This window comes from Meiothermus sp. (genome assembly GCF_025056915.1).
Classification (GTDB): Bacteria; Deinococcota; Deinococci; order Deinococcales; family Thermaceae; genus Meiothermus.
In genome coordinates, this window is the sequence record NZ_JANWVH010000013.1 from 1 (window position 1) to 26,646 (window position 26,646).

Annotated in this window: 26 protein-coding genes and 1 tRNA gene; 13 read left to right on the forward strand and 14 right to left on the reverse strand. The window is 63.3% G+C overall.

The annotated features are described in order from the left end of the window. Positions 1 to 88: 88 nt before the first annotated feature. Positions 89 to 700 (reverse strand): RdgB/HAM1 family non-canonical purine NTP pyrophosphatase, encoded by a 612-nt coding sequence (gene rdgB / locus NZN28_RS03625; RefSeq protein WP_295395411.1) that lies wholly within the window; start codon positions 698 to 700, stop codon positions 89 to 91. A 187-nt stretch (positions 701 to 887) separates the two neighbouring features. After that, positions 888 to 1,607, reverse strand: coding sequence for a ribonuclease PH (gene rph / locus NZN28_RS03630; protein ID WP_295395412.1), 720 nt, complete (start codon positions 1,605 to 1,607; stop codon positions 888 to 890). A 302-nt stretch (positions 1,608 to 1,909) separates the two neighbouring features. Here rph and NZN28_RS03635 point away from each other — a divergent pair. Further along, positions 1,910 to 1,984 (forward strand) — tRNA-Thr (locus tag NZN28_RS03635). 34 nt (positions 1,985 to 2,018) lie between these two features. On the opposite strand, the gene NZN28_RS03640 is transcribed toward NZN28_RS03635, so the two are convergent. Further along, positions 2,019 to 2,843 carry a metalloenzyme gene (locus tag NZN28_RS03640; RefSeq protein ID WP_295395413.1) on the reverse strand — a complete coding sequence of 275 codons (825 nt, stop codon included), beginning with the start codon at positions 2,841 to 2,843 and terminating at the stop codon, positions 2,019 to 2,021. Between the two features lie 342 nt (positions 2,844 to 3,185). Between NZN28_RS03640 and NZN28_RS03645 the strand changes: the two genes are divergently transcribed. The 3 genes from NZN28_RS03645 (at position 3,186) to NZN28_RS03655 (ending at position 4,996) form a co-directional block, all read left to right on the forward strand. Then, the gene (locus tag NZN28_RS03645; protein WP_295395414.1) at positions 3,186 to 3,605 is read left to right on the forward strand and encodes an OsmC family protein; all 420 of its coding nucleotides are present in this window, start codon (positions 3,186 to 3,188) and stop codon (positions 3,603 to 3,605) included. Positions 3,606 to 3,803: 198 nt separating this feature from the next. Beyond that, on the forward strand, positions 3,804 to 4,358 hold the full coding sequence (locus NZN28_RS03650) for a sigma-70 family RNA polymerase sigma factor (protein WP_295395415.1): 555 nt from the start codon (positions 3,804 to 3,806) through the stop codon (positions 4,356 to 4,358). Continuing rightward, on the forward strand, positions 4,355 to 4,996 hold the full coding sequence (locus NZN28_RS03655; protein WP_295395416.1) for an anti-sigma factor: 642 nt from the start codon (positions 4,355 to 4,357) through the stop codon (positions 4,994 to 4,996). The genes NZN28_RS03650 and NZN28_RS03655 overlap by 4 nt, the downstream gene beginning before the upstream one ends. Positions 4,997 to 5,120: 124 nt before the next feature. Here NZN28_RS03655 and NZN28_RS03660 read toward each other — a convergent pair whose 3' ends face one another. From NZN28_RS03660 to NZN28_RS03675, 4 genes are all read right to left on the reverse strand, one after another. After that, positions 5,121 to 6,722: a succinic semialdehyde dehydrogenase gene (locus NZN28_RS03660; protein ID WP_295395417.1), complete on the reverse strand. Its 1,602-nt coding sequence runs from the start codon at positions 6,720 to 6,722 to the stop codon at positions 5,121 to 5,123. Positions 6,723 to 6,758: 36 nt separating this feature from the next. Next, positions 6,759 to 6,947: a hypothetical protein gene (locus NZN28_RS03665; RefSeq protein WP_295395418.1), complete on the reverse strand. Its 189-nt coding sequence runs from the start codon at positions 6,945 to 6,947 to the stop codon at positions 6,759 to 6,761. 207 nt (positions 6,948 to 7,154) lie between these two features. Beyond that, a complete protein-coding gene (lepB, locus tag NZN28_RS03670; protein WP_295395419.1) occupies positions 7,155 to 7,937 on the reverse strand; it encodes a signal peptidase I in 783 nt (260 codons plus the stop codon). A 125-nt stretch (positions 7,938 to 8,062) separates the two neighbouring features. Next, on the reverse strand, positions 8,063 to 8,806 hold the full coding sequence (locus NZN28_RS03675; protein ID WP_295395420.1) for a patatin-like phospholipase family protein: 744 nt from the start codon (positions 8,804 to 8,806) through the stop codon (positions 8,063 to 8,065). 157 nt (positions 8,807 to 8,963) lie between these two features. Between NZN28_RS03675 and NZN28_RS03680 the strand changes: the two genes are divergently transcribed. Next, on the forward strand, positions 8,964 to 9,782 hold the full coding sequence (locus NZN28_RS03680) for a serine/threonine-protein kinase (protein ID WP_295395452.1): 819 nt from the start codon (positions 8,964 to 8,966) through the stop codon (positions 9,780 to 9,782). A gap of 380 nt (positions 9,783 to 10,162) precedes the next feature. Here the strand turns inward: NZN28_RS03680 and NZN28_RS03685 are convergent, their stop codons facing one another. From NZN28_RS03685 to NZN28_RS03705, 5 genes are all read right to left on the reverse strand, one after another. After that, on the reverse strand, positions 10,163 to 11,305 hold the full coding sequence (locus NZN28_RS03685) for a citrate synthase/methylcitrate synthase (protein ID WP_295395421.1): 1,143 nt from the start codon (positions 11,303 to 11,305) through the stop codon (positions 10,163 to 10,165). Between the two features lie 60 nt (positions 11,306 to 11,365). Next, complete coding sequence (locus NZN28_RS03690) at positions 11,366 to 12,166, reverse strand: molybdopterin-synthase adenylyltransferase MoeB (protein WP_295395422.1); 801 nt, start codon at positions 12,164 to 12,166, stop codon at positions 11,366 to 11,368. 27 nt (positions 12,167 to 12,193) lie between these two features. Next, on the reverse strand, positions 12,194 to 12,598 hold the full coding sequence (locus tag NZN28_RS03695; RefSeq protein ID WP_295395423.1) for a M67 family metallopeptidase: 405 nt from the start codon (positions 12,596 to 12,598) through the stop codon (positions 12,194 to 12,196). Between the two features lie 2 nt (positions 12,599 to 12,600). After that, positions 12,601 to 13,275: a DUF2461 domain-containing protein gene (locus NZN28_RS03700; protein WP_295395424.1), complete on the reverse strand. Its 675-nt coding sequence runs from the start codon at positions 13,273 to 13,275 to the stop codon at positions 12,601 to 12,603. 253 nt (positions 13,276 to 13,528) lie between these two features. Continuing rightward, entirely contained in the window at positions 13,529 to 14,035 is a 507-nt protein-coding gene (locus NZN28_RS03705; protein ID WP_295395425.1) for a TlpA disulfide reductase family protein, read from the reverse strand. Between the two features lie 355 nt (positions 14,036 to 14,390). Here NZN28_RS03705 and NZN28_RS03710 point away from each other — a divergent pair, with 355 nt between their 5' ends. From NZN28_RS03710 to NZN28_RS03735, 6 genes are all read left to right on the forward strand, one after another. Continuing rightward, the gene (locus NZN28_RS03710) at positions 14,391 to 15,662 is read left to right on the forward strand and encodes an MFS transporter (RefSeq protein ID WP_295395426.1); all 1,272 of its coding nucleotides are present in this window, start codon (positions 14,391 to 14,393) and stop codon (positions 15,660 to 15,662) included. A gap of 275 nt (positions 15,663 to 15,937) precedes the next feature. After that, a complete protein-coding gene (locus NZN28_RS03715) occupies positions 15,938 to 18,247 on the forward strand; it encodes a DEAD/DEAH box helicase (protein ID WP_295395427.1) in 2,310 nt (769 codons plus the stop codon). Then, a complete protein-coding gene (locus NZN28_RS03720; protein ID WP_295395428.1) occupies positions 18,247 to 18,906 on the forward strand; it encodes a nucleotidyltransferase domain-containing protein in 660 nt (219 codons plus the stop codon). Before NZN28_RS03715 ends, NZN28_RS03720 begins: the two co-directional genes overlap by 1 nt. Positions 18,907 to 18,912: 6 nt before the next feature. After that, positions 18,913 to 20,226, forward strand: a complete 1,314-nt coding sequence (mnmE, locus tag NZN28_RS03725) for a tRNA uridine-5-carboxymethylaminomethyl(34) synthesis GTPase MnmE (RefSeq protein ID WP_295395429.1) — start codon at positions 18,913 to 18,915, stop codon at positions 20,224 to 20,226. A 325-nt stretch (positions 20,227 to 20,551) separates the two neighbouring features. Then, on the forward strand, positions 20,552 to 21,088 hold the full coding sequence (locus NZN28_RS03730; RefSeq protein ID WP_295395430.1) for an amino acid ABC transporter permease: 537 nt from the start codon (positions 20,552 to 20,554) through the stop codon (positions 21,086 to 21,088). A 15-nt stretch (positions 21,089 to 21,103) separates the two neighbouring features. Next, the gene (locus NZN28_RS03735; protein WP_295395431.1) at positions 21,104 to 22,672 is read left to right on the forward strand and encodes a cation:proton antiporter family protein; all 1,569 of its coding nucleotides are present in this window, start codon (positions 21,104 to 21,106) and stop codon (positions 22,670 to 22,672) included. Here NZN28_RS03735 and mnmD read toward each other — a convergent pair. Together mnmD and NZN28_RS03745 are read right to left on the reverse strand one after the other, a co-directional pair. After that, positions 22,669 to 23,316, reverse strand: a complete 648-nt coding sequence (gene mnmD / locus NZN28_RS03740; protein ID WP_295395432.1) for a tRNA (5-methylaminomethyl-2-thiouridine)(34)-methyltransferase MnmD — start codon at positions 23,314 to 23,316, stop codon at positions 22,669 to 22,671. The two genes, NZN28_RS03735 and mnmD, sit on opposite strands and share 4 nt — an antisense overlap. A 22-nt stretch (positions 23,317 to 23,338) precedes the next feature. Beyond that, a complete protein-coding gene (locus tag NZN28_RS03745; RefSeq protein ID WP_295395433.1) occupies positions 23,339 to 24,763 on the reverse strand; it encodes a pyridoxal-dependent decarboxylase in 1,425 nt (474 codons plus the stop codon). A 156-nt stretch (positions 24,764 to 24,919) separates the two neighbouring features. Here NZN28_RS03745 and gatC point away from each other — a divergent pair, with 156 nt between their 5' ends. Both gatC and serS read left to right on the forward strand, forming a co-directional pair. Next, positions 24,920 to 25,207, forward strand: coding sequence for an Asp-tRNA(Asn)/Glu-tRNA(Gln) amidotransferase subunit GatC (gene gatC, locus NZN28_RS03750; protein WP_295395434.1), 288 nt, complete (start codon positions 24,920 to 24,922; stop codon positions 25,205 to 25,207). Between the two features lie 28 nt (positions 25,208 to 25,235). Then, entirely contained in the window at positions 25,236 to 26,513 is a 1,278-nt protein-coding gene (gene serS / locus NZN28_RS03755; RefSeq protein ID WP_295395435.1) for a serine--tRNA ligase, read from the forward strand. Positions 26,514 to 26,646: the final 133 nt, after the last annotated feature.

Consider the following 26,646-nt stretch of genomic DNA (forward strand, 5'->3'; position numbering starts at 1 on the left):
AGCTTTTGACCTCACTTGGCTGGGATCTCACCGAGCTTCACTAACCTAGAAGCAGGCATGTGCAAAAGTAAGGGGGTTCAAGTAGGGTTTACTCTTGAAGAGGCTGTTCTTTGTGAAGCAACCCAGACTTGTGGGCCTCAACCAACCTCCGCAGGGCTTTACCCCTATGGGAGTAAGCAGCTTTTTGCTCGAGGGTCATCTCGGCAAAGGTTTTGCCCACCTCGGGCAGGAAAAACAGGGGGTCGTAGCCGAAGCCCCACTCCCCCCGGGGTGCTTCGAGGATCTCCCCTTCGGTCTCACCCCGGTAGAGTTCCATGTAGCCATCCGGGTAGGCGATCACCAAAACGGCCACAAATTTGGCTTTTCGCTCGCCCCTGGGAATGCCTTTGAGGCGCTCGAGCAAATACACATTGCGCTCGATGTCGGTTTTCTTGTTGCCGTAGCGGGCCGAGTACACGCCGGGCTCGCCCCCTAGGGCAGCGACCTCGAGGCCCGAATCGTCGGCCAGGGTGGGCAAACCGCTGTGCTTGGCGGCAAACGCCGCTTTCAGCACAGCGTTGTCTTCAAAGGTAGAACCCTCCTCCGGAGGCATCTTGAATGGGTAGTCGAGTAAGGAAAAAAGCGTCCAGCCCAGGGGCGCAAGTCCTTCTTTAATCTCGCGGTACTTACCTGGGTTGGAGGTAGCAATCAGCAGACGCATCACAAACTATCTTATCCAAAAGTTAGGGCTTCAAAAGCACAAGACCCTTGCCTGATAGGCCGCTGAGTCGGCAAGATAACCCTACACCTCTCGCTGAAAAAGTTTCACCCAAGCATATCTACACCTGGGGGCGGGTTATAGGAGTCTTCTAGCTCCAGGCTGGCGTCCGGCAGTGGGTTCCGGCTTCTTATCCACTTCGATGTACCAGCTGCCCGTGTACCCGTCGTACCATCTCGGGAATCTGGGCCAAGCCCAGTTCCAACATGGCCTGATAGATGGCTTTGGGCACCGGGCGGCCCTCCCCCGCTCCATGCAGTTCGATGATGTCGCCTGATTGGGTTGCCACCACCGTCAGGTCGGCCCAGGCGTTCTCGTCTTCAATCTGGGTCAGGTCTAGCAGCAGGGTGTTCTCGCCCATCCACCCCACGCTCACCGCGGCAAACTCGGTCAGGGGCCACTCGTCCAGCTTGCCCTGGTTCACCAGCCGGTCCATGGCCACGTGCAAAGCGGCATAGCCCCCTAAGAGAGAGGCCACACGGGTTCCCCCATCGGCCTGGAGTACATCGGCATCAATCACCACCGTCTTGTTGGGCAAAAGGCTCAAATCCAGGGCAGCCCGGAAGGCCCGACCCAGGAAGCGCTGAATCTCCGCTGTCCGACCCGATATCTTCTGGCGCTCGCGCTCCTTGCGTTCTCTTGTGGAGCGGGGAAGCAGGTTGTACTCGGCCATCAACCACCCTTCGCGCCCCGAGACATGCCGGGGCACGCCTTCGGTCAGGGAGACATTGACCAGCACTCGAGTGTTGCCCAACTCCACCAGCGCCGACCCCTCGGCATAATGCACGTAGCCCACCCGTATGGCCAGTGGGCGCAGTTCGTGGGCCTGTCGCCCGTCTTTGCGCTTCATCTGCGAGACTTTACCACCGAGAAGGGATATTTGCCAGCCGGAGCCAGCGCCAGCAGACGCTCCAAGTCCCCTTCATACCCCGTCCCTGCTCTGGTTTCACGATCTGGGCAGGGCAGGCGCTGGTCATTGGGCACCGAACCCTCCGGCGATACCCATTGCCAACACGTTCGACCCAAACGCCCTTTGGTGATTTCCAACCACCCTCCCTCACGGTGGGGTGCGAAAATCGAAGAAGGATAACCGCCATCGAACAGGTATGGGAGTTGTGCACTTTGCCCAAAGCCGCTATAATCTCTCGGCGTGCCGGTGTAGCTCAGCGGTAGAGCACTCGATTCGTAATCGAGCGGTCGTCGGTTCAAATCCGACCACCGGCTCCAACCAGCCTCCCCAAAATCGCAAACCTTTGGCTGGCTAACCCAACTGCTTCTGGAGCCACGGTGCCAGGTCGGTCAGGCTGTTCATCTCGGGAACATGGCTGGCCAGAGGGCCGTGAAGGATAAGCGGTACCGGGTTGAGGGTGTGCAGGGGGTGCCAGGGCTCTTCGGCGTTGCCGTGGTCAGCTGTGAGCACCAGGGTGAGTTCAGATCCCGCATTCAGGAAGCCATAAACGAACCGATCCAGCTCCACAAATCGCTCGTCTAACTTCTCTGGCTGGCGGTGGGCAGTGTAGTCCAGCGCCCAGTTCTCCAGGATGGTCAGGTGATGTGCCTGGGCCAGCTCGGCAAAGCGCTGGCCGGCAGCCTCGGGTTCAGGCCAGAACGCGGGCAAAAGGGCCTTGGGATGGTTCATTTGAAGCAGCTCCAACCCGGCCACCCTAGCCGCATAGGCGAAAGACGAAAGCAAGTTGCGACGGCTCTGTGTCACCCGTTCCAGGTATTCACCCCGGTACCCGTTGGCATGCCACACCCTTAAGCCCCGCCGGGCTGCCCAGACCTGAATGCTGTGCTCTTCCAGCAGCGTTTGCAGCCGGCGCAAGGGGTGAGGCCCCTGATGGTGGCCCAGCATCCGGGCCGCTTTAACTCCGGTTAGCAAAGCCGTCTGGCCGGTGCCCGACTGGGGCAAACCTTCCACCCCCTGCCGGGCATCCAGAACACGATAGGCCAGATGGGGCTGACTAAAGGGCTGGTGGCTGAACCCACCGCTCAAACCGCGTAGGGTGGGCAAATCCAGGCGCTGGAGTGGACTGCGGGGGTCGTCCGAAAGCCCCCACCCGTCCACGAACAAAAAGGCCAGCACCAGGGCATTGTGCGACCTTTACCGCCAAAGGTCAAACCGGCGACAAGGCAAATGGTGAGCGAGAACGGCGATGATGGCGGTACAAAGGTCACCGGATCGGAAGATGCCCCTGTTGTTCCAACGAGGCCTACGCCCTCGCGGGTAGGTCGCAAGACTCGTGGATCATGGGTTCGATTCTGCGTGGGCTTGCACTTTGGAGCAGGTTTTATGCGTTGCCGCTCTGAGCAGGTAGGCCAAAACTCAACGGGCCATGCCTGGGCCGGCCCCTACCCCCAATATGCAACATACGACACAACCATCTCGCTTCGAGAGGCCAATGATGTTACGGGAAAGGAGTCAGGTATGCCAATACGTTCAGCAAGCGCAGTTTGGAAGGGCACTTTGAAAGAGGGCCAGGGCCACCTGAAGCTGGAAAGCGGGGTGTACGAAGGCCCTTATACCTGGGCCTCGAGGTTCGCCGATGCTGCCGGCACCAACCCCGAGGAGCTGATTGGGGCAGCCCATGCGGGCTGCTATGCCATGTTTCTTTCGGCCCTGCTCACCAACCACAACACCCCACCCGAGGAACTCAGCGCCACCGCCAGGGTACACCTGGGCGAAGGCCCCACCATCACCAAGATTGAGCTTCACCTGGTGGCCAGGGTGCCCGGTATCAGCGCCGAGAAGTTCCTGGAGCTGGCCCAGGAGGCCAAAGCCAAGTGCCCCATCTCCAAGGCCCTGGCGGCAGTTCCCGAAATAACCCTGGACGCACGGTTGGCCTGAGCGGCGGTCGGCAGGGTTGGTACGGAACCGGAAATCCTCATGGCGCCTCCCACCCCTGCGCCTCACCCGGTGCGGCGAAATGTCCGTGGCACAGCAAAGACCCCGGCACCGGGCATTCGTGGGAGGCGCTCTCACTTGAGCATTCATTCTGCTTGAACATCTATAGCGCCAGCGCCCGGCGTAGTGTTGAATAGAGGCGTGGAGCCAGACATTGCCCTGATGTCGCGCCTCGCCAGAGGAGATGAGCGTGCCCTGGAAGAGCTATACCGCCGCTATAGCCCCTCGCTGTACGCGCTGCTCCTGCGGATGCTCCAGAGCCGTGAGGAGGCCGAAGAAATCTTGCAAGACAGCTTTGTTCAGTTCCACCGGGAGGCCGCCCGCTACCAGACCGAGCGCGGGAGCGTGACGGCCTTCCTGTTCACCATTGGACGAAATCTGGCCCTTTCCCGGCTGCGCAGCCGCAAAGCCAGACCCCAAAAGCTGGAGAGCCACGACCTGCACAGCCCGGAGCAGGAGTTGGGACTGTGGCGGGAGGACGACCCCACCGACCGGATTCTGGTCCGGCGGGCTTTAGCGCGGCTCGAGCCCACCGACCGGGTGCTGCTCGAGGAGGCTTTTTTCGATGGCTACAGCCACAGCGAGCTGGCCGAACGCCACCAGCTGCCGCTGGGCACGGTCAAGACCCGTTTGCGCCGGGCCCTGCTCAAGCTGCGCGCGTACCTCGGCGGGCCGCAGGTCTCGGAGGAAGCATGAAAGACCCCCGCGAGTTGCTGCCCGACTATGCGCTGGGGCTGCTGGAGGGTGAAGAGAAGGCCCAGCTCGAGCACGCCTTGCAAACCTCCCCCGCACTGCGCCAGAAACTCTCGGAGCTCCAGGCGGTGTTGCTGCGTCTTCCCGAGGGCCTGCCGCCGGTAGCTCCACCGCCAGGCGTTTGGGCCCGGATTCAACGAAGAACCTTCCCAAAGCGCAATTACCTGCCCTGGGCGGCTGCCGTGCTGGTGCTGCTGGGGCTCTGGTTGGGGGGCTGGAGCGTGGGGTTATACCGCCAGTACCAGGCCCTCGCCCAGGAACAGGCCTTGCTGGCCCGCTGGCTGGCCGACCCCGAGGTGAAATGGCGACCCATCAAGAACAGCGAAGGCCGGGCCTTTGGCACCATGCTGTGGCGGGAGGAGGGGCCTTGCTTAATGGTATTGAAGGAGCCCCCTCCTGCGGGCAAGGTCTACCAGGCCTGGGGCCGCAAAAGCGGCGCAGACCCGGTTTCGCTGGGGGTTTTTTCGGGGCGGGTCTTCGAGACCGACTACGAAGGGTTCGACTTTATGGGGGTGAGCCTCGAGCCCCCCGGCGGCAGCCCCCAGCCTACCGAGCCCCTGGGCCGGGTGCCCACCTCATAGCCTTGATTGCGCTTTCCACGAATACCCGGCACCGCAATGACCGCCGTACCGGTGCAAGCACTACCGGTGCAAGCACTAGGGCATTTGGAGCAAGCACTAGGAACAAGCTCTCGTGGGAATCGCTTTATACCCGATACCACAGCCGCGTCAGCCATTTGAAAGCCCGCAGCGCTGCGGTCACGATGCGCCCATACCAGCCTCTTGGAAGCCAGCTCGGGCCGGTGACGGGAATAAAACGCTCGATGGCAATGGTCTGCACCTCGGTAAAGCGGTAGAGCCCTTCCTTACCGTGCCGCCGCCCCAGCCCCGAGGCCTTGAAGCCCCCCATGGTCGCATCCATCGAGGCCCAGGCAGCGGCGTAGCTCTCGTTGATGTTGACCGTTCCGGCCTGGATGCGGGCGGCCACCTCGCGGCCTTTGCGGCGGTCTCGAGTCCAGACACTGGCATTGAGGCCGTACTCGCTGTGGTTGATGAGGGTGAGCACCTGCTCGAGGTCGCTGAACTTGTACAAACTCACCACCGGGCCAAAGGTTTCCTCTGCGTAAACGCGCATCTCGGGGGTTACGTCGGTCAGAATGGTCGGCTCGAAAAAGAGGGGCCCCAGGTCGGGCCGGGGCCGCCCGCCCGAAAGCACCCTGGCCCCTTTGGATACCGCGTCCTGTACATGTGCCAGCACGGTGTCGAACTGCCGCTGCACGGTCAGGGAGCCCATCTGCGAGCGGTGGTCGAGGGTGGCCCCCAGCCGCAGGGCCCGGGTTTTTTCCACAAAACGCTGGGTGAAGGCTTCGAAGACCTTTTCGTGAACAAAGATGCGCTCGAACGAGACACAAAGCTGTCCCGCGTTGGCAAAGGCCCCGTGAATGGCCCCGTCCACGGCGGCCTCGAGGTTGGCATCTTCCAGCACCAGCATAGGGTTTTTGCCGCCGAGCTCGAGGCTTACCCCAATCAGCCGCTCCCCGGCCTGCCGGGCCACCTTCCGCCCGGTGGGGGTGCTGCCGGTCAGGGCGATGAAGTCGGCGGAGCTCACCAACGCCGCCCCCACTTCCGCCTCGCCGGTCACAATCTGAAACAGCCCGGGTGGCAGACCCGCCTCTTCCATCTGGGCCTGAACCCACAGCGCGGTGAAGGTGGTCTGGGGGTCGGGCTTCAGCACCACCGCGTTGCCGGCCATCAGGGCCGGAATCGGCTCACTCACCGCCATGACCAGCGGATAGTTCCAGGGCGAGATGACCCCCACCACCCCCACCGGGTGGCGGTATTCCCAGGTCTGGGTCAGGCCCACAAAAGTCCCGCCAGTTCGCCGGGGCCGCAGCCAGCCAGGGCTGCGGGTGGCGTAGAACTGCGCCACGATGGCCGAGTCCAGGAGCTCCTCCTGGGCATCGCGACGGGCCTTGCCGGTCTCGTACTGGGTCAGGTCCAGGATTTCGACCTGCCGTTGCAGCAACAGGTCGTGAAAGCGCAGCATGATGCGCGCTCGAGCTTTGCAATCCACTTTTGCCCATGCAGCCTGGGCCGTTCTGGCCCGCTGGACTGCTTGCTGGACATCCTCGGGGGTGCAAATCGGAATGACCCCCAGCACCCCCCCGTCGAAAGGGGCGTAAATGGTTTGGCAGGCCCGCTCCCCAAACAACGCGACCCGCCCTGCCAGTTGCTCCAGCAGTTCGGGCGTAAATTGCGGGGCCTCGCGGGGCGGGTTAATCACACGGAGGCGTCCGGTTTCAATCATGTTCAGAGTTTATGGTGCTCCGAAGTGAAAAGGCCGTCAAGTGAGGGACGCTCCATTGCCTGAACCCCGCCGGCGGGCTAAAAACCTTCGCAAGCGCTCCGCCCATTCTGGGTTCAGGGTGAACTCGTAGACCCACTGCACCACCTCGAGGCTATCCTCACCCGGATCGGTCTGACCCAACAGCAAAGCAGCCTTGGGAGCATAGGGGTCGTCGGGGTGGGCCATGAGGGCCTGGCTTAGCTGTTTCTGGGCCAGGGCAGGCTCCAGGTACTTTCAGTGCAGGGCCCGTTCGGTCTGGCCCACCTCGAGCCACCTGGGGGATCTACCAGCCCCCTCCAAAAACCCGCACCAACGAACAACCGTTCCGAGTCCAAATGCAAACTTGATGGTCTGCGAATCAGAAGCCTTCAATAAGTCTCGTATCAGATGGAATTAGAGCCCCTTGAAACCTTCGGGAACCGGTAAGGTTCGAATGCGGTTCAGGGGCCACCAGACCGCATTGGCCCGACCCGCAATCGAGGCCGTGGGAACCGGCCCAAAGGTGCGCGAATCCTCCGAGCCGCCAAAGGTTCGGTTATCGCCCATAACAAAGTAATAGCCAGGTTTGAGCTTCAGCGAGCCGGTAAAGCAATGCTCCCCGCTGTTGCTCCGCTGCAAATCGTCGGCGCTGGGCGGCACGAGCATTTCCAGGGTGGGTTTGAGATACTCGGGCAGCTCTTCGGGGGAAAAGCGCACCTGCTGCTGGGTAATGAGGGCGGTAAGCTTCTGGTTGGCATAGCAAACCACCGGGTAACTGTCGGGGTAGGGGGTCAGGGAAGCCGTGATGTGGAGTTCATTGAGGGGTTTGCCGTTGATGTAAACCACGCCCTCGCGCAAACTGATTTCGTCCCCCGGCAGGCCGATGATGCGCTTGATGAAAAAGGCCCGGAATTGAAAACCCAGCACCGGAAACTCGGCCACCGCATTGGGCGTCCCCTCGGGCGGCTTAACGATGGCCACCTCACCCCGCTGCCACTGCAGCAGGCCGAGCCGAACCAGCCAGGTCTCGTATTTGGGCACGAACACCCGCTCCCCGTTGAGCAAGGTGGGATTCATCGAACTGCCCACCACACCCACGGTGGTAAAGACGAAGGTGGTGAACAGGAAAGCCAACAAGAGGGCCTCGCCCACCTGGCGAAACCATTCCTTGAACAGGTAGTCAAAAAAGTTGCGCATCGTAAAGAGTCCCCTTGGTCTTGGCCGAAGCCCGGCCCATAGCATATCGCACCACGGCCTCAAGCCCGGGCGCTCCCCGGATTATGGCGCTTGCCAAGTAGGAGCGCATGAGTCGGGCAATTCACCTAAAACCTTAACTGGGCCTGTGAGGCTGCCCTGCGGCCCGCCTCGACAATCTCCTCCAGGCGGCCGAACTGCTCGATTCCAACCCCGGGCAGTTCGGGGCGTATGTAGAGTTCGGGGGGGTAGAGCGAGCGCCTTGCTGCGGTCAGGTGGTTTTGCATAATGTCTATGGCCCGACGCACCTGGCCGATGGCAGAACGGGGAACCCCCGGCAGTCGCATTTCGGGGGTCACATCTACGGCCAGCACGTATTTGGCCCGCATGAACCGGGCGGCATCCACCGGCAGGTTGTCGAGCACCCCCCCATCCACGTAGGTTCGGCCTTCGTACAGAACCGGCGCCACCAGCCCTGGGTAGGCCACCGAGGCCAGCACCGCCCCCGGCAGGTCGCCTTCGGAAAAATAAGCCAGCTTGCCGGCCTCGAGATCCACCGCCGTGACCACCAGCTTCTTCGAGAGTTGCTCAAAGCGGGGGGGCAGGTGCCGGGCCAAAAAGTCGCGCAGACCGCGCTGCGAGATCAGGCCGGGCCGGGGCACCAGGTCGAGCAGGCGCAACCAGGGGGTCGAACGGGAAATCTCGAGAATTTCGGCGGGCCTTTTCCCTGAGGCGTATAAGGCCCCGATCACCCCGCCCATGCTGGTTCCGGCCACCACCTCGGCATCAAAACCCTGGGCCTCGAGCACCTCCAGCACGCCAATGTGGGCCAGTCCCCTGGCCCCACCCCCCGACAACACCAGACCGCGCACCCTGCAACCTCCCGTCAAAAAGCCAGCCCAATTCTAACCATGCCACAGCCCCATCAAGGCCCGGCCCCCATGCGCTCGGACTCTGCCAGCCCTTGACCCTGCTCGGCAAGGGATAGCGCTATTTTGCCCAGGTTATCGGTTGAAAATCGGTATAGTGATGCATGTGGGGCTGGCCGGCATCACTCTGGAGGGCCGATACAAGGTCATCCGACCCATTGCCCGTGGAGCTTTGGCAACGGTCTACCTGGCCTTTGATGTGCACGGCACCCCCTATGCGCTCAAGGTGTTCCCCAAGGGCTTTGAGGGGCGGGCCGACCGCGAGTGGAAGGTGGGGGGGCAGCTCAAACACCCCCACATCAACCCGGTGCTCGCCCGGCTGAGCGTACCCCACGACGGCACCGAAAACCCGGCGGTTTTGCTGGCTTATGCCCCCGGCAGCCGTCTTTCCGAATGGCGCAAGGACCACCCCAAAAAGGTTCTTGGGGTGTTCAGGCACCTGCTCGAGGCCCTCGCCCACATGCACAGCCAGAGCCTGGTGCACCGCGACGTCAAGCCAGACAATCTGGTCGTGGACGGTACCGGCGAGGCACGTCTGGTGGATTTCGACCTGTCCGGCCCGCAAAGCGAGCGTTTTAGCCAGAGGGTTCGTCTGGGAACCATCGCCTATATTGCCCCCGAGCAGATCAGGGGGCAGTCACCCACCCCGGCCTCGGATATGTACTCGGCAGGCATCCTGCTCTACTGGGCCATTGCGGGTGAGCTGCCGTTTGTAGGTGAGCCCGTAGAGGTCATGAACGCCCACCTGAATCTGCCCCCCCCGCCCCTGGTCGCCGCTCCCGAGAGCGGCCTGATGGTTACCGCAGAGCTACAGGCCTACCTCGACCGACTCATAGCCAAAGACCTGACCAGGCGGTATGCCAATGCCGTCGAGGCCCTGCGCGATTTTGAGGCCATGGGGCTTTTACGGGCCACCTAGAGCGCTCTTCGCATATTAAGAGCCATCGAGTTCGAGATAGCCTGGTTCTGAACAGAACGGTGGCCGCCTGGAAACTCGAAAACATGCACCTAGGCCCAGACGCAACGCAGACACTTGTCCCTTCTCGTTTTCGTGGGCGGCCACGTCTGTGAGGGGCGCGATAGAGCGTTTTTCGCACAGCAAGAGCCCCTCGACTTCGGGAAAGCTTTGTCCCGGACAGATGGCCGACGGGGAACTCAAAACCCCAGCGTGCGCCGGGCTCGAGCCACGCTGGGGTGCGTAACAACCGTCAAAGGCCCGTCCGAATCCCGTTTTCGTGGGCGGCCAGGTTCGTGAAGAGCACGCTGTATTAGTTGACCGCCAGCCGGGCCGGTTTCGCGCTAGCGCTTGGACAGCGGCTTGTAGGGCAGGTCCAGTTTTCCCGTGTAGTGCGAGTCTGGGCGCAGCAGGCGGTTGTCAATTCGGGTGTACTCGAGGATGTGGGCACACCAGCCCGAGATGCGGGCCACCGCAAAGATTGGGGTGAAGAACTCGAGGGGATAGCCTAGGTCGGAGTAAACCACCCCCGAGTAGAAGTCCACATTGGGATAGATGCCCTTGGGGTTGTAGATGGCGCCGGCCTGCCGTTCGATTTCTTTCAGAATGGCGTATTCCTTGCTGTGCCCGTGTTTGGCAGCCACTTCGCCCGCGTACTTGTCGAGCACCCCCGCCCTGGGGTCGTAGGACTTGTAGACCCGGTGGCCCATCCCCATCACCCGGCCTTTTTTAGCTTGCAGGTCGGCCAACCACGAACTGACCTTCTCCGGCGAGCCGACCTCGGCAATCATTTTCATCACCGCTTCGTTGGCCCCACCGTGACGCGGGCCCTTGAGCGCGCCAATGGCGGCCACAATGGCGCTGTAGATGTCGGCCTGGGTGGAGTAAGCAGCGATGGCGGTGAAGGTAGAGGCATTGAAACCGTGCTCGGCTTGCAGAATCAGGGCCACGTCCATCAGCTTGGTCTCCTCCTTGCTGGGCACCTTGCCGTTGGACATGTAAAGGAAGTTGGCCGCATGGGACAAACCCTTGCGCGGCGAAAGAATTTTCTGCCCTTCGCGGTGGCGCTTGGTCGCGGCCACGATGGTGGCAAACTTGGCAATCAGTGAGAGCGATTTCTCGTAGAGCGCTTCGGGGGAAACATCGCTTTCGGTCTCGTCGGCCATGCCCAGCTCGCTGACCGCAGTTCGCAGCATGGACATGGGGTGGGCATTGCGGGGGAACTGCCGGATCTGTTTGATGATCGAAGGCGGCAGCGCCCGCAGGGAGGCCAGCCTGGCGCTGAACTCTTTTAGCTCGGCCCGGTTGGGTAAGTGGCCGTGCAGCAGTAGGTAGGTCACTTCCTCGAAGGTCGCGTACTCGGCGAGGTCCTGGATTTTGTAGCCGCCGTAGTACAGGCGGCCCTGGTCTCCATCAATGAAGCACAGGCTGCTTTCGGTGAAAATTACATCTTCCAGACCCCGGGCAATCGTCACAGTTGCACTCATGATTTCTCCTTGAACTGTTCGAGCCGATGACGGCTTCAGCCTGTGTATTGTATCGCGTTCCTACACCGAAATACCGCAGAACAGCTCATAATCTTGCAGTGTAGTTACACTCGGTTGGTCGCCACAAACCGGGCAGTCGGCGCGGCGAGGGAACCGGATGGTACGGAAGTGGGCTTCTAGCCCGTTGTAGACCAGGAGCCTGCCGGAGAGGGTTTCGCCCTGCCCCAGCAAAAGCTTGAGCGCCTCGGTGGCCATCAGGCTGCCGATCACCCCCGGCAGCACCCCAAAAACCCCGGCTTCGGCGCAGCTCGGAACGGTTCCGGGTCGGGGGGGCTGCGGGTACAAACAACGGTAGCAGGGGCCGTCCCGGTCATGAAAAACCGAAAGCTGTCCTTCAAACTGGTGTATAGCGCCGTACACCAGGGGCTTGTTCAGCAATACACAGGCATCGTTGACCAGGTAGCGGGTCGGGAGGTTGTCGCTGCAATCTATGACCAGGTCGTAGGCGGCCAGGATTGAGAGGGCGTTGTGCGAGTCCAGCTTGCAATGGTAGGCCTCCACCTGTACGTGAGGGTTGAGGCTGTTCAACCGGGCTTTGGCCGCATCGGCCTTGGGCTGCCCGAGGGCCTCGGTACCGAACAACACCTGCCGCTGCAGGTTGGAGAGGCTCACCACGTCCATTTCGACAAGTCCCAGTCGGCCCACGCCGGCTGCGGCCAGGTACATCAAGACCGGCGAACCCAGGCCGCCCGCCCCCACCACCAGGGCCGAACCCTGCTTGAGCCGGGCCTGACCGGCCCCGCCCACCCCCGGCAGCACAATGTGGCGGGCGTAACGATCCAGCTCTTCCTTCGTCCACATAGGCGTTCTTAAGCCTACCCAATCGGCTCAAGGCTCGCATCCTACCGCGTCCTCGTGCTGAATGACCACTTGATCGCCCTCGGGCAGCCGGTAGGCCCGCACCTCACCGGTCTGCATGTCGAAAATCACGTAAGGAACCCGCCAGAAGGCTTGCGAGCGATCGGTTTCGCTGGGCCGGGCGGGGCCCCTGGGGTGCGAATGGTAGATGGCGACGAGCTCGAGGCCCTCCTTTTCGATGCGCCGCAGCACCTCAACCAGGGCCTGGCCATCGGCCTGGTAGCGCTCATGCGGCGCAGGGTGCACATTTTCCAGCGGCCAGACCTGTTTGACCCAGCCCCGCTGGCCTACCCAAAGCCCCACCCCTTCGCGGGGCAGCGCGGCCCGGAGGTGGCTCAGGGTTTGCTCGAGGCAGCTCTGCGGAAGCCGTAGCATGGCTAGTCGCTCGCCTCCAGCAAGAGCACCTCGCTCAAAAACCGGTTGAAGGGCAGCAGCTTGCGAAACACCTTCTCCACCCTGTCGAGCAGCTGCCCGGAAAGCACCTCCTCTTCCGCAAGGCGGTATGAAACCGTAAAACTGCGCTGCTTGAGGTCTTCAATCAAGGGATGGTCAGCGCTGTATCCCCTGGGTGGACGGATTAGTTTGCCCTCCCCATCCAGTTCAAACCTGCCTCGCAGTTGCAGCCAGCGTGGGTCTTGGCGGGCAATGGCCGCCCGAATGCGGCGGAGGTTTTCAGGCTCGGGCATCCATATTCCGGCCCCCAGAAAGCAGTTGTCGGGCTCGAGGTGAATATAAAACCCCGGCAGATGAACATCCTGGCCCAGGCGGTGGCGAAACTGCGCGGCGGCATGGGTCTTGTAGGGCGCTTTGTGGGCGCTATAACGGGTATCGCGGTGGATGCGGAAAAGGCTGCGGGGGCTGGCGATATAGTCCGGGCTGATCCGCTCCAGGCGGGGGGCCAGGTCCTCGATGAAGCGTAAAAACGGCTGGCGAACCAGGGCCTCGTAGCGGGGTTTGTTGGCCTGGAACCAGGCCCGATGGTTGTTGTAGCGCAGTTCTATCAGGAACTCAAACAGTCCGGCCTCGAAGTAAGCGCCTTTGCTGGGAAGCACACGGGGCACCCTCTCAAACTACCGCCCGCCTCAATCCAGAATTGTTCGTCGTTCCCGATTCAGCCCCAGGGCTTTGGGTAACGAAGGCTGGCCGCTCTTGAACCACCAAATACGACGCCGGTTCCCATGTCCGTTGAGGTTGGGGAGCCGCTGCCTTGTGCCCGATGAGGGAGTGCAACGATACCCAGGGAGAGCCCCTTTGCCAGACGCACCTCCACTTCATCGGCTACCTCGAGGGAGCCAAGCCGGGGCTCTAGTCGAGCTGTGCCAGCGCCGCCTGAAGCTGCTCCGGGCTCATGTAGCCGCGCACTTCCCCAACCAGCTTGCCCCTCGAGTTATAGAAAAAGTTAGAGGGGTAGCCGTTCACCCGCAACGAACTGGAAACCGTGCGAAGGGCATCCTGATACACCACTGCGCTGGAGAAACCCCTGGTATCGTGAAACTGCCGCACCAACTGCGCAGGCTCGCCATCGTTTACAAACGCAAACTGCACATCGGAACGCCGCCGGGCCACCTCCTCGAACTCGGGCAACTGCCGCTGGCAGTAGCTGCACCAGGTAGCCCAGACCGTGAGCACGGTAGGCTTGCCGCTTTGCAGCACAGCACTGCCGCCATCGAGCCGGATTAGCCGGGCCTGTGGCAAATCTCCGGCCCTCTGGGGCGGCGAAGAAAGCAGGGCCATGACCAGCAATCCCACCAAAATAAGCCCTACAAAACCAAGCTGCACGGCGGGGGATAGTTTTTTGGGCGTACCTTCCATCCTGCTAAAGTTTAGCAGGGTTCGCCCGCTCCAAATGTTCGCACATACCGCTGTTCAGACCTGGGCCTTCACCGACCCCTACCTTTCGCTGGGGTGTAGCCGATTCGATGAGGTTTGACCATGAAAGCGTCGAGGGGATTGTCAAATCGGCAAACCAAAAACCATTCGAGGATGCACCTTCCGAGTGGAACCTGGTAGGAAGCCAAGCGGGTCCACAGTGGGTACGGCGGGGCCCCAGCGGGCTTGCTTCACCTCTAACCAGTTTTTGCGTTCAAGATGCCATTCTCGTCCAGCGCCGACGATGGTTGATGAACGCCCATGGGTGGCTCCCGGCCCACCAGCGTATACTGCCCTTGTGTCCGCACAGCCCGGTTCTCAAGCCCTACCCGAGGTTCCGATTCCCCCCCTGGTCAAGAAAAACACCCTGCTGCTGGCCATCACCCAGGCCATCAATGGGGCTGGTATGCAGTTGGTGCCCACCTTTGGGGCAATTCAGGTGGTCATGTTGCTGGGCAATGCGGCCTTTGCCGGGGTGGCGACCAGCATCATGGGGTTTTCCCGCATGTTGACAGCCTATTTTGTGGGCCGCTTGACCGACCGACGTGGGCGCAAGGCCGGGATGTATCTGGGGCTGTGGCTGGCCCTGGTGGGGGCCCTGGTAATTGGCATGGCTACGCTTCTGGGCTCCTTTGCCCTGTTTTGTGTGGGGGCCCTGATATTTGGCAGTGGGGTGGGGGCTGTGCAGCAGATGCGGGTTGCAGCCGCCGATATGTACCCGCCCAGCCGGCGGGGCGAGGGTATCAGCCTGGTGGCGATGGGCTCGCTGTTTGGCGCGGGTATCTCGCCGCTTCTGGTTGCTTTGGCCGAATGGTTGGGCAAACTACTGGGCATTAACGAGATTGCGCTGGCCTGGTTGCTGGTTCCGGTGCTCATCCTGCCCTGTTTTTTGCTGGTGCGAAGCATCCGTCCCGACCCGAAGCAGATGGCCCTCGAGCTGGAGAGGTATTACCCGGCCTGGGCTTTGGACGGGGCCGGCTCCACTGCCCCGATGCTCGAGCCGGGCGACCTTTCCCGCGTGCGGGGAGCGGCCCTCCTCTCAGCCGTGGCGGTGCAGGGGCAGATGGTCATGATGATGGCCATGACCGCCCTGGCCCTCAAGGCGCTGGACTGTAGCCTTTCGCAGATTTCCTTTTCGGTGGCGCTGCACGTGCTGGGGATGTTTGCCTTTTCCTGGCCTATTGGCCGGCTGACCGACCGGATTGGGCGCAAGCCGGTGATTGGGGCCGGGCTGGTGGTGGCGGGACTGGGGGCGCTTTTGGTTGGGTTGGGCGGGGGCTACTGGGTCATTACCACCGGAACCTTTCTGGTGGGTCTGGGCTGGTCGGGGGCGTTTCTGGGTTCCAACACCGTGGTGACGGATGTCACCCCCGCCACCCGACGCGGGCAGGCCATCGGGGTGCTCGAGCTGTGGTCCAATGCAGCGGGCATGACCCTTCCTCTCCTGGGAGGGCTGATTGTCGAAGCATTCGACCTGCGGATGCTGGGATTTTTTGGTGCCTTGCTGGTGCTGCTGCCCATTTATGCGATGGCCCAGGTGCGGGAGCAGAGGCCCGGAAGCTATAGCTGAAGCGCCCCAGGCTCAATGCCAGAGGCCCAGGGCGATTCCCACGAGCGCTTGCTCCAAATATCCCATATGGTTGCACCAAACAGCGGTTCTGGCTGGGCCAGGGACTTGTGGAAACCATGAAAGACCAGCACACCAGACCTACTTGGGACGACCCCCGTTCCGCTATACTTCCGACCATGTGGGCCTGAGGTGCAACCCCTGTCAAAGCCATCTAACCAGGGCCATCTGTTTGGCCCGCAGCAAGTCTCAACCACCCTTGAACCCCGAGAACCCAGGTGTTACCCCTCGAACTCTTGCCCTACAACTCCTATTCCGAGTGGCTCCGCGACACTGAAGGCTATGCGGGCCAGCTCGGTTTCGTGCGGCTACTCCCCGCGCAACCCCCTGCACGGGTTGATTATCAAGGGGTTTTTTCTGGTGTTCTGCTGACCCTGGGCCTAAAGCCCTATAGCTACCAGGTCGAAGCATTTGAACACCTGGAGCGAGGCCGTCACGTGGTGCTGGCCACCTCCACGGCTTCGGGCAAGAGCCTGGTCTTCCAGGTGCCGGTGCTCAAGGCGGCGCTCGAGGGCCAAACCACCCTGTTGCTCTACCCCACCAAGGCCCTGGCCCACGACCAGCTAAGTCGCCTGCGGCAGATGGCCAGAGCGTTCGGGGTAGAGGAACGAATCTACACCTACGACGGTGATACCTCTGGCGCCGAGCGCAAAAAAGCCAGAGAAAAAGGCCGGGCACTGCTCACCAACCCCGACATGCTGCACTTCGGTCTGCTGCCCCACCACAGCGACTGGGCCGGGTTTTTGTCCCGGTTGCACTACATTGTGGTGGACGAGCTCCACGCCTACCGCGGCGTGTTCGGCACCCACGTGGCGCTCATCCTGCAGCGGCTCTTGCGGCTGGCCTGGCACTATGGGGCCAGCCCCCAGGTAATCGCGGCCAGCGCCACCATCGCCAATCCAGCGGAGCACGCCGCGAACCTGACGGGGCTGAACTTTCATGCGGTCAGGGCCAACCCTTCGCGGGCCGAACGGGAGTTTGGGGTCTGGACCCCCAAGGCCCTCGATAAGGAGGGCAAACTGCGCCGCAGCCCCAACCTCGAGGCCGCCCTGCTGGCCCGCCACCTGGCCGAACAGGGCCTGCGAACCCTGATCTTTACCAACGCCCGCCGCACCGCCGAGCTGGTCGCCCGCTACGCCGCCAACGAGCAGGTTCGGCCCTATCGGGCTGGCTACACGGCGGCGGAGCGACGAAGGCTGGAGCAGGCCTTGCAAGAGGGGACGGTGCGGGTTTTGGTGAGCACCAGCGCGCTCGAGCTGGGCGTGGATATCGGCGGCCTGGATGCCGTGATTCTGCTGGGCTATCCGGGCTCGGTGAGCTCCTTCTGGCAACGGGCCGGGCGGGCCGGGCGCTCGAATCGGCGGGCGCTGGTGCTGTGGATACCGCGCGAAGACCCCCTGGACGCCTACTTCGAGCAGCACCCCGAGCTGTTGCTGGCCGGCCCGCCCGAATCGGCCATGGCCGACCCGGATAATCCGGTGCTGTACCCGGCGCATGCCCACTGCGCGGCGCGTGAGCTGCCCATTGCACTGCCAGCGGCAGAGGGGCCCGCAAAACCGACCCTGGACCCTCTGTACAAGCCCTGGCTGAATATAAAGCCCCCACTGGTGGAGAGATACGGGCGGCTTTACTCGCCCAAGCGCTCCCCGCACCGGGACGTAGTTCTGCGCGGGCTGGGCCAGGGCTTCAGCTTGCGCGACAACACCGGCCAGCTGCTGGGCACCCTGGACGAACGGCAAGCCTACTGGGAGGCCCACCCCGGCGCAGTGTACCTTCACCAGGGCGAGAGTTATCTGGTGCGCAACCTGGACCCTGAAAAGCGCGAGATTGTGCTGTTGCCGGGCCTCGAGGACTACTACACCCAGCCCCGGGCCGAGACCGAGATCGAGGTCTTGCAGGGGGAGGAAATCCTGAGCGGCATCTGGGTAGGGCCGGTGCTGCTGCGGGAGCGGGTCACGGGCTATGTGAAAAAGCGTTTCGTGAGCGAGACGGTGCTGGAGGAGGTGGCGCTCTTGATGCCCGAACTCACCTTCCAGACCGAGGCCATCTGGTTCCACCCCTGCGAAGGCCTGGCGGTGCTTCCGACCCTGGAAACGGGAAACCCTATCGAAGCCAGCTCGCCCGACCCGAGCCTCCTGGCCGAGGCCCAGGTTCCTTCGGCCATCCACGCCCTCGAGCACACCCTGATTGGCCTGTTGCCGCTGTTGGTGCTGGCCGAGCGGCAGGACATCGGGGGCGTCTCGTATCCTTTTTATCCCAGGCCCCTCCCGTCCGGCAGCGGGCCAACCATCTTCATCTACGACGGCTACCCCGGTGGGGTAGGGTATGCTCGAGCGGCTGCGCGGCAGTTCCCGCGCTGGGTGGCCGCCGCCCGCGACCTGCTGCAAAGCTGCCCTTGTGAAACAGGCTGTCCGCGCTGCATCCTGTCGCCCAAGTGCGGCAACGGCAACCAGTTTCTCGACAAGCCCACCGCCCGGATGCTGGCCGAAGCGCTCAGCAATCGCTACAAGTCTGGAAAGCCCAACTGATGAACAACCTGATTGCTCAAGTAGTGGAAATGCTCAAGTCCGACCCCAAGGTGATGGGGGTTCTGCTCACGGGCTCCCGCGCCCGGGGCGATGCCACCCCCGGCTCCGACGTGGACTTCTGGGTGCTTTTGAGCGGGGTCAACGAACGCAAGTTTCGCAGCGAGGTGCGCCAGGGGTATCGGGTTGAACTGCACTTTCGCAACCTGGTGCAGGCCCGGGACAAGCTGCGAAGCCACCCCATGGAGCTCTATAGCCACCTCGATGGCAAAATCCTGTATGACCCCGAGGGCAAGCTGGCCGAGTTGCAGAGCGAGGCCGAGCAACTCTACCAGTCGTACCAGATGCCCGAGGCCGAGCGAAAAGCCCTGGCCTACCGGCTGGAAAGCGCCCGGCGCAAGCTCCAGACGGCGCTGGACGAGCAGGCGCAACTCAAAATGGGCTACCTGGCCAGCACCCTGAGCTGGAACATCCTGGAGGGCCTGTGGGCTGCCAACCAGAAGCCCATGCCCCCTGCCGGGGCGGTGTTGGCCCATCTCAGCAAGCTCGAGGCTCCCCTCCCCCATTTCGAGCTGATGAACGCTCTTTTCAGCGCCGACCCTCTGACCCGCAGCAAAACCGCCCTGACCCTCATTGACTGGGTTCTTCCGCGCATAAACTAGAACCTCGTGGGCCTGCCTTCGCTGAACGACGTGATCGCCGCCATCGCCACCCCCCCCGGCAAGGGCGCGGTGGGGATTGTGAGGGTCTCCGGCAACGGCAGCCTGGAGCTGGTCTCGAGGCTCTGGCAGGGCAAAAGCCCCTCCAGGCTTCGGGGAGGGCGCTTTACCTACGGAAAAATTCGCGACCCCCGCACCCAGGAAATCCTGGACGAGGCCCTTCTGCTCGTCTTTCGGGGGCCGCATTCCTACACCGGCCAGGACAGCGCCGAGCTGCACACCCACGGTTCCCCGGCTGTGCTGCGCCGGGTTTTGCAGACCCTGTTCGAACTGGGGGCCCGCCCGGCCCAGCCCGGCGAGTTCACCCTGCGGGCCTACCTGAACGGCAAAATGGACCTGGCCCAGGCCGAGGCCGTGCTGAGTTTGGTGGAGTCCGAGTCGGAGGCGGCCCGGCGGCAGGCCTTGCGGGGCCTGAGTGCAGGGTTGTCGCGCCGGATAGCGGCCCTTTCCGAACAGCTTTTCTCCCTGCTGGCCCACATCCAGGCCTGGCTCGACTACCCCGAGGAAGGCGTCGAACCCGCCCGCATTCACGAAACCCTGGAACCCGCTTTGCGGGAAATCCAGCACCTGCTCGCCACCGCGCCCGCCGGGCGCATCGCCCAGAAAGGGGCCCGCATCGCCTTGGTGGGGGCGCCCAATGCCGGCAAGTCCAGCCTGCTCAACGCGCTGTTGGGCTACGAGCGGGCCATCGTGACCCCCATCCCCGGCACCACCCGCGACTACCTGGAAGCCCCCCTGGAGATTGCCGGGGTGCCGCTGGTGGCCATAGACACTGCGGGCCTGCGGGAAACCGAGGATGTGGTCGAACAAAGCGGCGTGGAGCGGGCCCTGCAAATTGCCCAGGAGGCCGACCTGATCCTGTATCTGGCCGACCAGAGCCAGCCCTTGCCCCCGCCCCCCGCTCTGCCCTGGGAGCGCACTTTGAAGGTGGCCACCAAAGCCGACCTGCCGGCCGCATGGTCCAGTGCCGAGTATCTAGAGGTCAGCAGCCAGACCGGGCTGGGCCTGGAAGCCTTGCGCCAGCACATCCACCAACGGCTTCTGGGCGAGGCCCCCGAGGGGGAAATCTGGGTCAGCAACGAGCGGCACGTGGAAGCCCTGCGCCGCGCCGAAGCGCATCTGCAAGAAGCCCAGGGGGCCCCCGAAGACCTGGCCGGGGTGTCCATCGAGATGGCCCTGGACGCACTGGCCGAAATCCTGGGCAAGGATGTGTCGGAAGAGGTGATTGAGCGGGTGTTCCGCAACTTTTGTGTGGGCAAGTGAAAGCGTGCCATTGGCCTGTAGCAAGCAACCCGACCACGGCACTGCCCCCTCACCTGAGCCATACCCAGACCGGTGCCACAAAAAGCACAAAAAAACTGGTCAAAATCGTCATTCCGAGCGCAGCGAGGAATCTGATGCCTTATGGTCCCCAACGTTCGCTGGCCTTACGCCGTACCAGGTTCCTTGCCCACCACCGCCTCGGAACGACCGAGGTCTTGGCGTTCGCTTGGATGACCCCTGGGCCGTTATCCGGGTTGTTCAGGGGAACCATCATTCGACCAGCGACCCATCACGGTGCGCTCGGCCCTTGTATGCAAGCGGCTCCGTGCGTACACTTGCGCCCATGTCGGGTGTTCAGAAAATCTCCTCCAGGCGTAGCGTTCAGACCTATCTGGTGGCAGTGGGGCTGATAATCATGGGCCTCGCGCTGGGGGCCCTTTGTGTGGCGGCCTGGTTTCAGGGCGTGGAGCCGCGCTGGTCGGTGATCCTGTTTGGGGTGCTGGGGGTTTACATGGTTTTTCTGGGGGTGGACGAGGGCTGGCTGAGCGGCCTCGAGGTCACCCCCGAAGCCCTTCGAATCCAAAGCTTTGGACGCTGGGAAGAGCACCCCCTCACGCGCTTTGAGGCCGTGGATGGCCTGCGGGACATTCTGGGCGGGGGCCTGCAGTTGGTGCTGATTGCCGCACAGGGCCAGGCCCTTCGCGTACCGCTGCGACGCTACGCCAATGCCGGCCAGCTAACCCAGGCCCTGCTGGATGCGCTCTGGCTCAAAAACAACGACCTGCTGACCATGCCTCGCCTGGCCCGACGGCTGGGCCAGCCGCCTTTTGGGGTATTTGCAGGGAAGAAGTCCCGGCGTTAGACCTATGATGGGGTTATGGAGCTGGCTTGGGTCGGGGCTGCCTATGCGCTGGGGTTGCTGGCGAGCCGCTTTGGACTGCCCCCCCTGGTGGGCTATCTGGGGGCCGGCTTTGTGCTCTGGGCCATTGGCTACAAAAACAGCGCCTTGCTTGGCGAAATTGCCGATGCGGGCGTATTGCTGCTTCTGTTCACGGTGGGACTGAAGCTGCGCTTTAGCAGCCTGGTGCGCCTCGAGGTGCTGGGCGTGGGCGGAATCCACCTGGTGCTGTTCGCCCTGCTGCTGGGCCTGATTACCCTGGGGATGGGCCTGGGCAGCCACGCGGCCTTTTTCGTGGGCATCGGACTGGCCTTCTCGAGCACCGTCCTGGCGGTGAAATTGCTGGACGACCGGCGGGAGCTCTCCACCTTTCACGGACGGGTGGCGGTGGGCATCCTGATTCTGCAAGACCTGGTGGCGGTGGGACTGCTGGCGTACGCCGGGGTGAAGAACCCCACCCCCTGGGCCTTGCTGTTGCTGGCTTTGCCCCTGCTGCGCCCCGTGGTGGGCTGGGTTCTGGAGCGGAGCGGCCACGACGAACTCCTGCTGCTGTATGGCCTGGGGCTGGCCCTGGGAGGGGCCACGCTGGCGGGGAGCCTGGGCGTCTCGCCCGAGCTGGGTGCACTGCTGATAGGGGCGGCTCTGGCCGGACATCCCCAAACCTCCGAGCTGTCGCGCACCCTGTGGGGGCTGAAAGAGGCTTTTTTGGTGGCATTCTTCCTCCAGATTGGGCTGATGGGCCTGCCTGCGGCCTCGAGCCTGCCGCTGGCCCTGGGCTTTGTGCTGCTTTTACCGCTCAAGGCCGTGCTGTTCTTCGCGCTCTTCATCGCCTTTGGCCTGCGGGCCCGCACCGCCTTTGTGACCAGCGTATCCCTCACGAGTTACAGCGAGTTTGCCCTGATTACCAGTGTGGCCGCTGTGGAGGGCGGGCTGCTGCCGGAGTCCTCGAGCCAGCTGGTGGGCCTGGTGGTGGCGGTCTCACTGGCCCTGGCAGCCCCCCTCAATCGTTCGGTGCACAGTTTGTTCCAGCGCTACGAGGGCTTTTTACTGCGCTTTGAGCGAAAGGGCCGCCACGCCGACGATGAGCCTACCAGCCTGGGCGGGGCCGAGTGGCTGGTGGTGGGGATGGGGCGCACCGGGGGGGCCGCTTACAAGATGCTCGAGGGCCAGGGGTTTCGGGTGCTGGGCCTGGATGCCGACGAAGGCAAGCTGGAAGCCCACCGGGCCAAGAAACGCCACGTGCGCTATGGCGACGCCGAAGACCCCGAGCTGTGGGAGCGGCTGGACCTGAGCGGCCTGCGCGGGGTGCTGCTCACCCTGCCCGACCTCGAGGCCAAAGTACGGGCCATCCAGGGTCTCAAACAACGGCGCTTTGAGGGCACCATCGGCGCCACCAGCTACCACCGCGAGGAAGACCCCATCCTGAAAGCCGCCGGGGCCACCCTTATCTCCCATCCCTTTGCCGAGGCCGGGGAGCGCCTGGCCGAGCGGGCCCTGGGCCTCAACCTGGTTCAGGAGTCCGAACCCACCGAAGCCCCCACGCGCTAGGGCCGCCGGGCCTGGGTCCAGGCCTTTTTGCCCACCCCCGGCACCTTCTTCACGCTGAACCCGGCAGCTTCCAGTCCGCGCCGAACCTGGCCCGCCACCGAGTACGTGGCCAGGTAGCCCCCCGGCTGCACGGCCTCAAACAGCCGCCGCAGCACCGGCTCCTGCCAGGGCTCGGGGTTGACCTCCGGGCTGAAGGGGTCGAGGTAGACCGCGCTGGCCCAGCGGGCCGGAAATTCCGCTGCCGTCACGTCTTCACGGCGAACCTCGAGGCGGCCCCAAAACCCTTCCAAAACCAGAGGCAAACGCGGACGGGGGGGCCAGTGGGTGAGTAGCGCCGCCCATACCGGCTGGGACTGGGGGCCGAGGGGCACCTCCACTGAGGTCAGAACCTCCCTCGAGACCGGCAAAAACTCATAGCTCAGATACGCCAGGGGCACCCCGCGTTGCACACAATTGTCCAGCGCGGCCCGGAAATTCACCCCCAGCCCAAAGCCGATTTCCAGAACGTGCGGCGAGGAATGTCGGTGGGTCTGGGTTTGTTTTAGGTACAGCTCGTTGGCCTGCATCCAGGCTCCGTGCCGGGAGCTGTAGGCTTCGCCAAACACCGGATGCACCAGCGTCAGTGAGCCGTCCTCGGTTTGCACAGGCCGATATAGAGGGGAGCAGTCAGGTGCCAATTTCCACCCTCTGGGCTTCCTCTTGCATGCGGGCCCACAGGGCCTCCACATGGACGCGTTCGGTGGCCTCGGCCCCAATGGAGACCCGGGCCATCCAGCGGCCCTTGAGCAGCGCCGGGGTCAGGAAAGCCTGGCCCGAGCGGTTCAGGCGGGCCACCCAGTCCTGGGTGTGCTGGTCAAGTTGCGCTGGGCTCAGGCCCCCCGGGTTGTAGCGCACACACAGCGTCTGCAGGGGCACAGGGGCTAAGAGTTCCCAGCCGGGGGTGGCCTTTACCTGGGCCTCGAGCCACCGGGCATTGGCCAGGTCGCGCCGCAGCCGGGCCTGAAGCCCTTCCACCCCTTGCTCGCGCAGGGCAAACCAGATTTTGAGGGCCCGAAAACGCCGCCCCAGCGGGATGCCCCAGTCTTTGTAGTTCCTGACCTGCCCATCGGCTGCCGAGTGCAGGTAGGAGGGGTTGGTGGACATGGCCCGGATCAGGTGCTCGGGCTCGCGCACGTAGTAAAGCGAACAGTCGAAGGCCACCCCCAGCCACTTGTGGGGGTTGATGGCGATGGAGTCGGCCTGCTCGATGCCGTCCCACATCCAGCGGCACTCCGGCAGAATCATGGCCGAACCGGCCATGGCCGCGTCCACGTGCAGCCAGAGGCCATATTGGCGGCATAGCTCGGCAGTTTTCCGCACCGGGTCGAGGGCCGTGGTGGCGGTAGTGCCCACCGCGGCCACCACCGCGCAGGGCTTGCGGCCTTCGGCCAGATCGCGCTTCAGGGCGGCCTCGAGGGCATCGGGCCGCATGGCGTGGGCTTCATCGGTTTCAATCAGGCGCAGGTTTTCGCGGCCAAAACCGGCCAGCAGCGCGGCTTTGGGCACCGAGCTGTGGGCCTGGTCGGAGACGTACACCGTGAGGGGCCGGGCCTCGGCCTGAAGCCCCCCCCGGTCTTGGGACTGGCCTGTGGCCCACTCCCGAGCGGTGAGCAGTGCCACCAGGGTCCCGCTCGAGGCGGTGTCCTGAATCACCCCCTGGAACTGCTCGGGCAGGCCAAACATCTGGCGCAGCCAGTCGGTCATCACCTCCTCGACCTCGGTCAGGGCCGGGCTGGCCTGCCAGGTGATGCCGGTCTGGCCCAGGCCGGTGGCCACCAGGTCGGCCAGCACCGAGGAGAGCGGGGCATTGGAGGGGAACCAGGCGAAAAAGTGCGGGCTTTGCCAGTGGGTAAGGCCCGGCAACAAAGCCTTCAGCTCGTCCTGGATGCCAGCCAGCCCCATCCCCTGTTGGGGCGGTGCGGGGTCAAACCGGGCCTTGATGGCCCCCGGCGGCACCTGCGCCATCACCGGCAGGGCCTCGAGGCCCGCGCGGTACTCCGCAATGAAGTCAATCAGCTCGTAGCCCAGACGCTTGAACTCTTCCGGCGACATAAAAGTAGCCTACCCCAAAGACGGGGATTGAAAGGGTGACAGGGTTCCGGCCAGCTAGAACGGCGCTCCCGGTTCAAAACTTTTGGCGAATCGCGGCGGGTCTTTCAGCCGGTCATTCTTTTGGCTTCCCCTGCGGAGAGGGTTAGAATGGCGCGTATGGAGATTACTCCAGAACTGGTCAAAAATCTGGGCAGGCTCTCGCGGCTGGCGCTCACCCCGGAGGAGGAGGCCAAGCTGGAGGGCGAGCTGCGCTCGATTGTGGCCTTTTTTGAGAAGCTGGGCGAACTCGATACCGAAGGCCTACCCGAGATGGCCCGCCCCGTGGAAATCACCAACCGCCTGCGGGCCGACCAAATCGAGCCTTCCCTGAGCCAGTCGGAAGCCCTCTCGGTGGCCCTCGAGCAGGAAGAGGGGCAGTTTAGAGTACCCAGGGTCATCGAGTAACCGCCGACCCTCGAGCCAAGGCGTGGTTATGCTAGACATCAAGTTTATTCGCGAAAACCCCCAAATCGTCCGCGAGGCCATCGAAAAGAAAGCCGGAACCCTCGACCTCGACGAGCTTTTGGCCCTGGACGCCCAGGTCCAGGAACTGAAGCGAAAAACCGAACAACTCCAGGCCGAGCGCAACGCCAACGCCAAGGCCGCCGCTAAAGCCAAGCCTGAAGAACGCACGGCCTTGGTCGAGCGGGGCAAGGAGATTGGTCGGCAGCTCTCTTTGCTCGAGCCCGAGCTGCGGGCGCTCGAGGCCCGGCTCAAAAACCTGCTCTACCTGACGCCCACCATTCCCTGGGAGGGGGCGCCCATTGGCCCCGACGACTCGTTTAATGTCGAAACCCGCGTCCACGGCAATCCCCGTATTTTCCTCTTCGAGCCCCTCGACCATGTGGCCCTCATCGAGAAAAACGGCTGGGGCGATTTTGAGCGGGCCGCCAAGGTCTCGGGCTCGCGCTCCTACATCCTGAAGGGCGACCTGATGGTCTACGAGCAAGCGCTGCTGCGCTTTGCCCTCGACCAGATGATCAAGGCTGGCTTTACCCCCCTGAGCGTGCCCAGCCTGACCAAGGAAGAGGTGCTCTATGGGCATGGGCAGTTCCCCACAGCCCGCGACCAGGTGTACTCGGTAGACGGCGAGGACGCCTTCCTGGCCGGCACTGCCGAGGTGCTGCTCAACTACCTGCACGCCGGCGAGATTCTACCCGAGAGCGAGCTGCCCAAAACCTACTGCGCCCTTTCCCCCTGTTTTCGCAGCGAGGCCGGCTCGGCAGGCAAGGATGTGCGCGGCCTGATGCGCGTGCACCAGTTCAACAAGGTAGAGCAGTACGTGCTTTGCCGGGCCGACCTGGACGAATCGAACCGCTGGTTCGAGACCATGCTCTCCATCTCAGAAGGCATTCTGCAAGCCCTCGAGCTGCCCTACCGGGTGCTCGAGGTATCCACCGGCGATATGGGCCTGGGCAAGTACCGCCAGGTTGACTTAGAGACCTGGGTTCCCAGCGAAAACCGCTACCGCGAGACCCACTCCTGCTCGGCCCTATTGGACTGGCAGGCCCGGCGGGCCAGCCTGCGCTACCGGGACGAACACGGCAAGGTGCGCTACGCTTACACCCTGAACAACACTGCCTTAGCCACCCCCCGCATCCTGGTCATGCTGCTGGAAAACCATCAGAACGAAGACGGCACGGTGAATGTGCCCAAAGCTGTGCAGCCTTATTTCGGCAAGGAGCGGCTCGAGCCTACCCCCGGCGCTTGAAGGGGTCGCCAGGGCAAACCGGGCGCCTCAGGATGGCCCAGAGATGCGTGCCGCCGCTCGCGCTCTGGTTTGGTGGGTGAAAGTTTGAAGCTCATGAGCCGGGGGTGGGTCTCCAGCGCCAGCCCTCTACTTC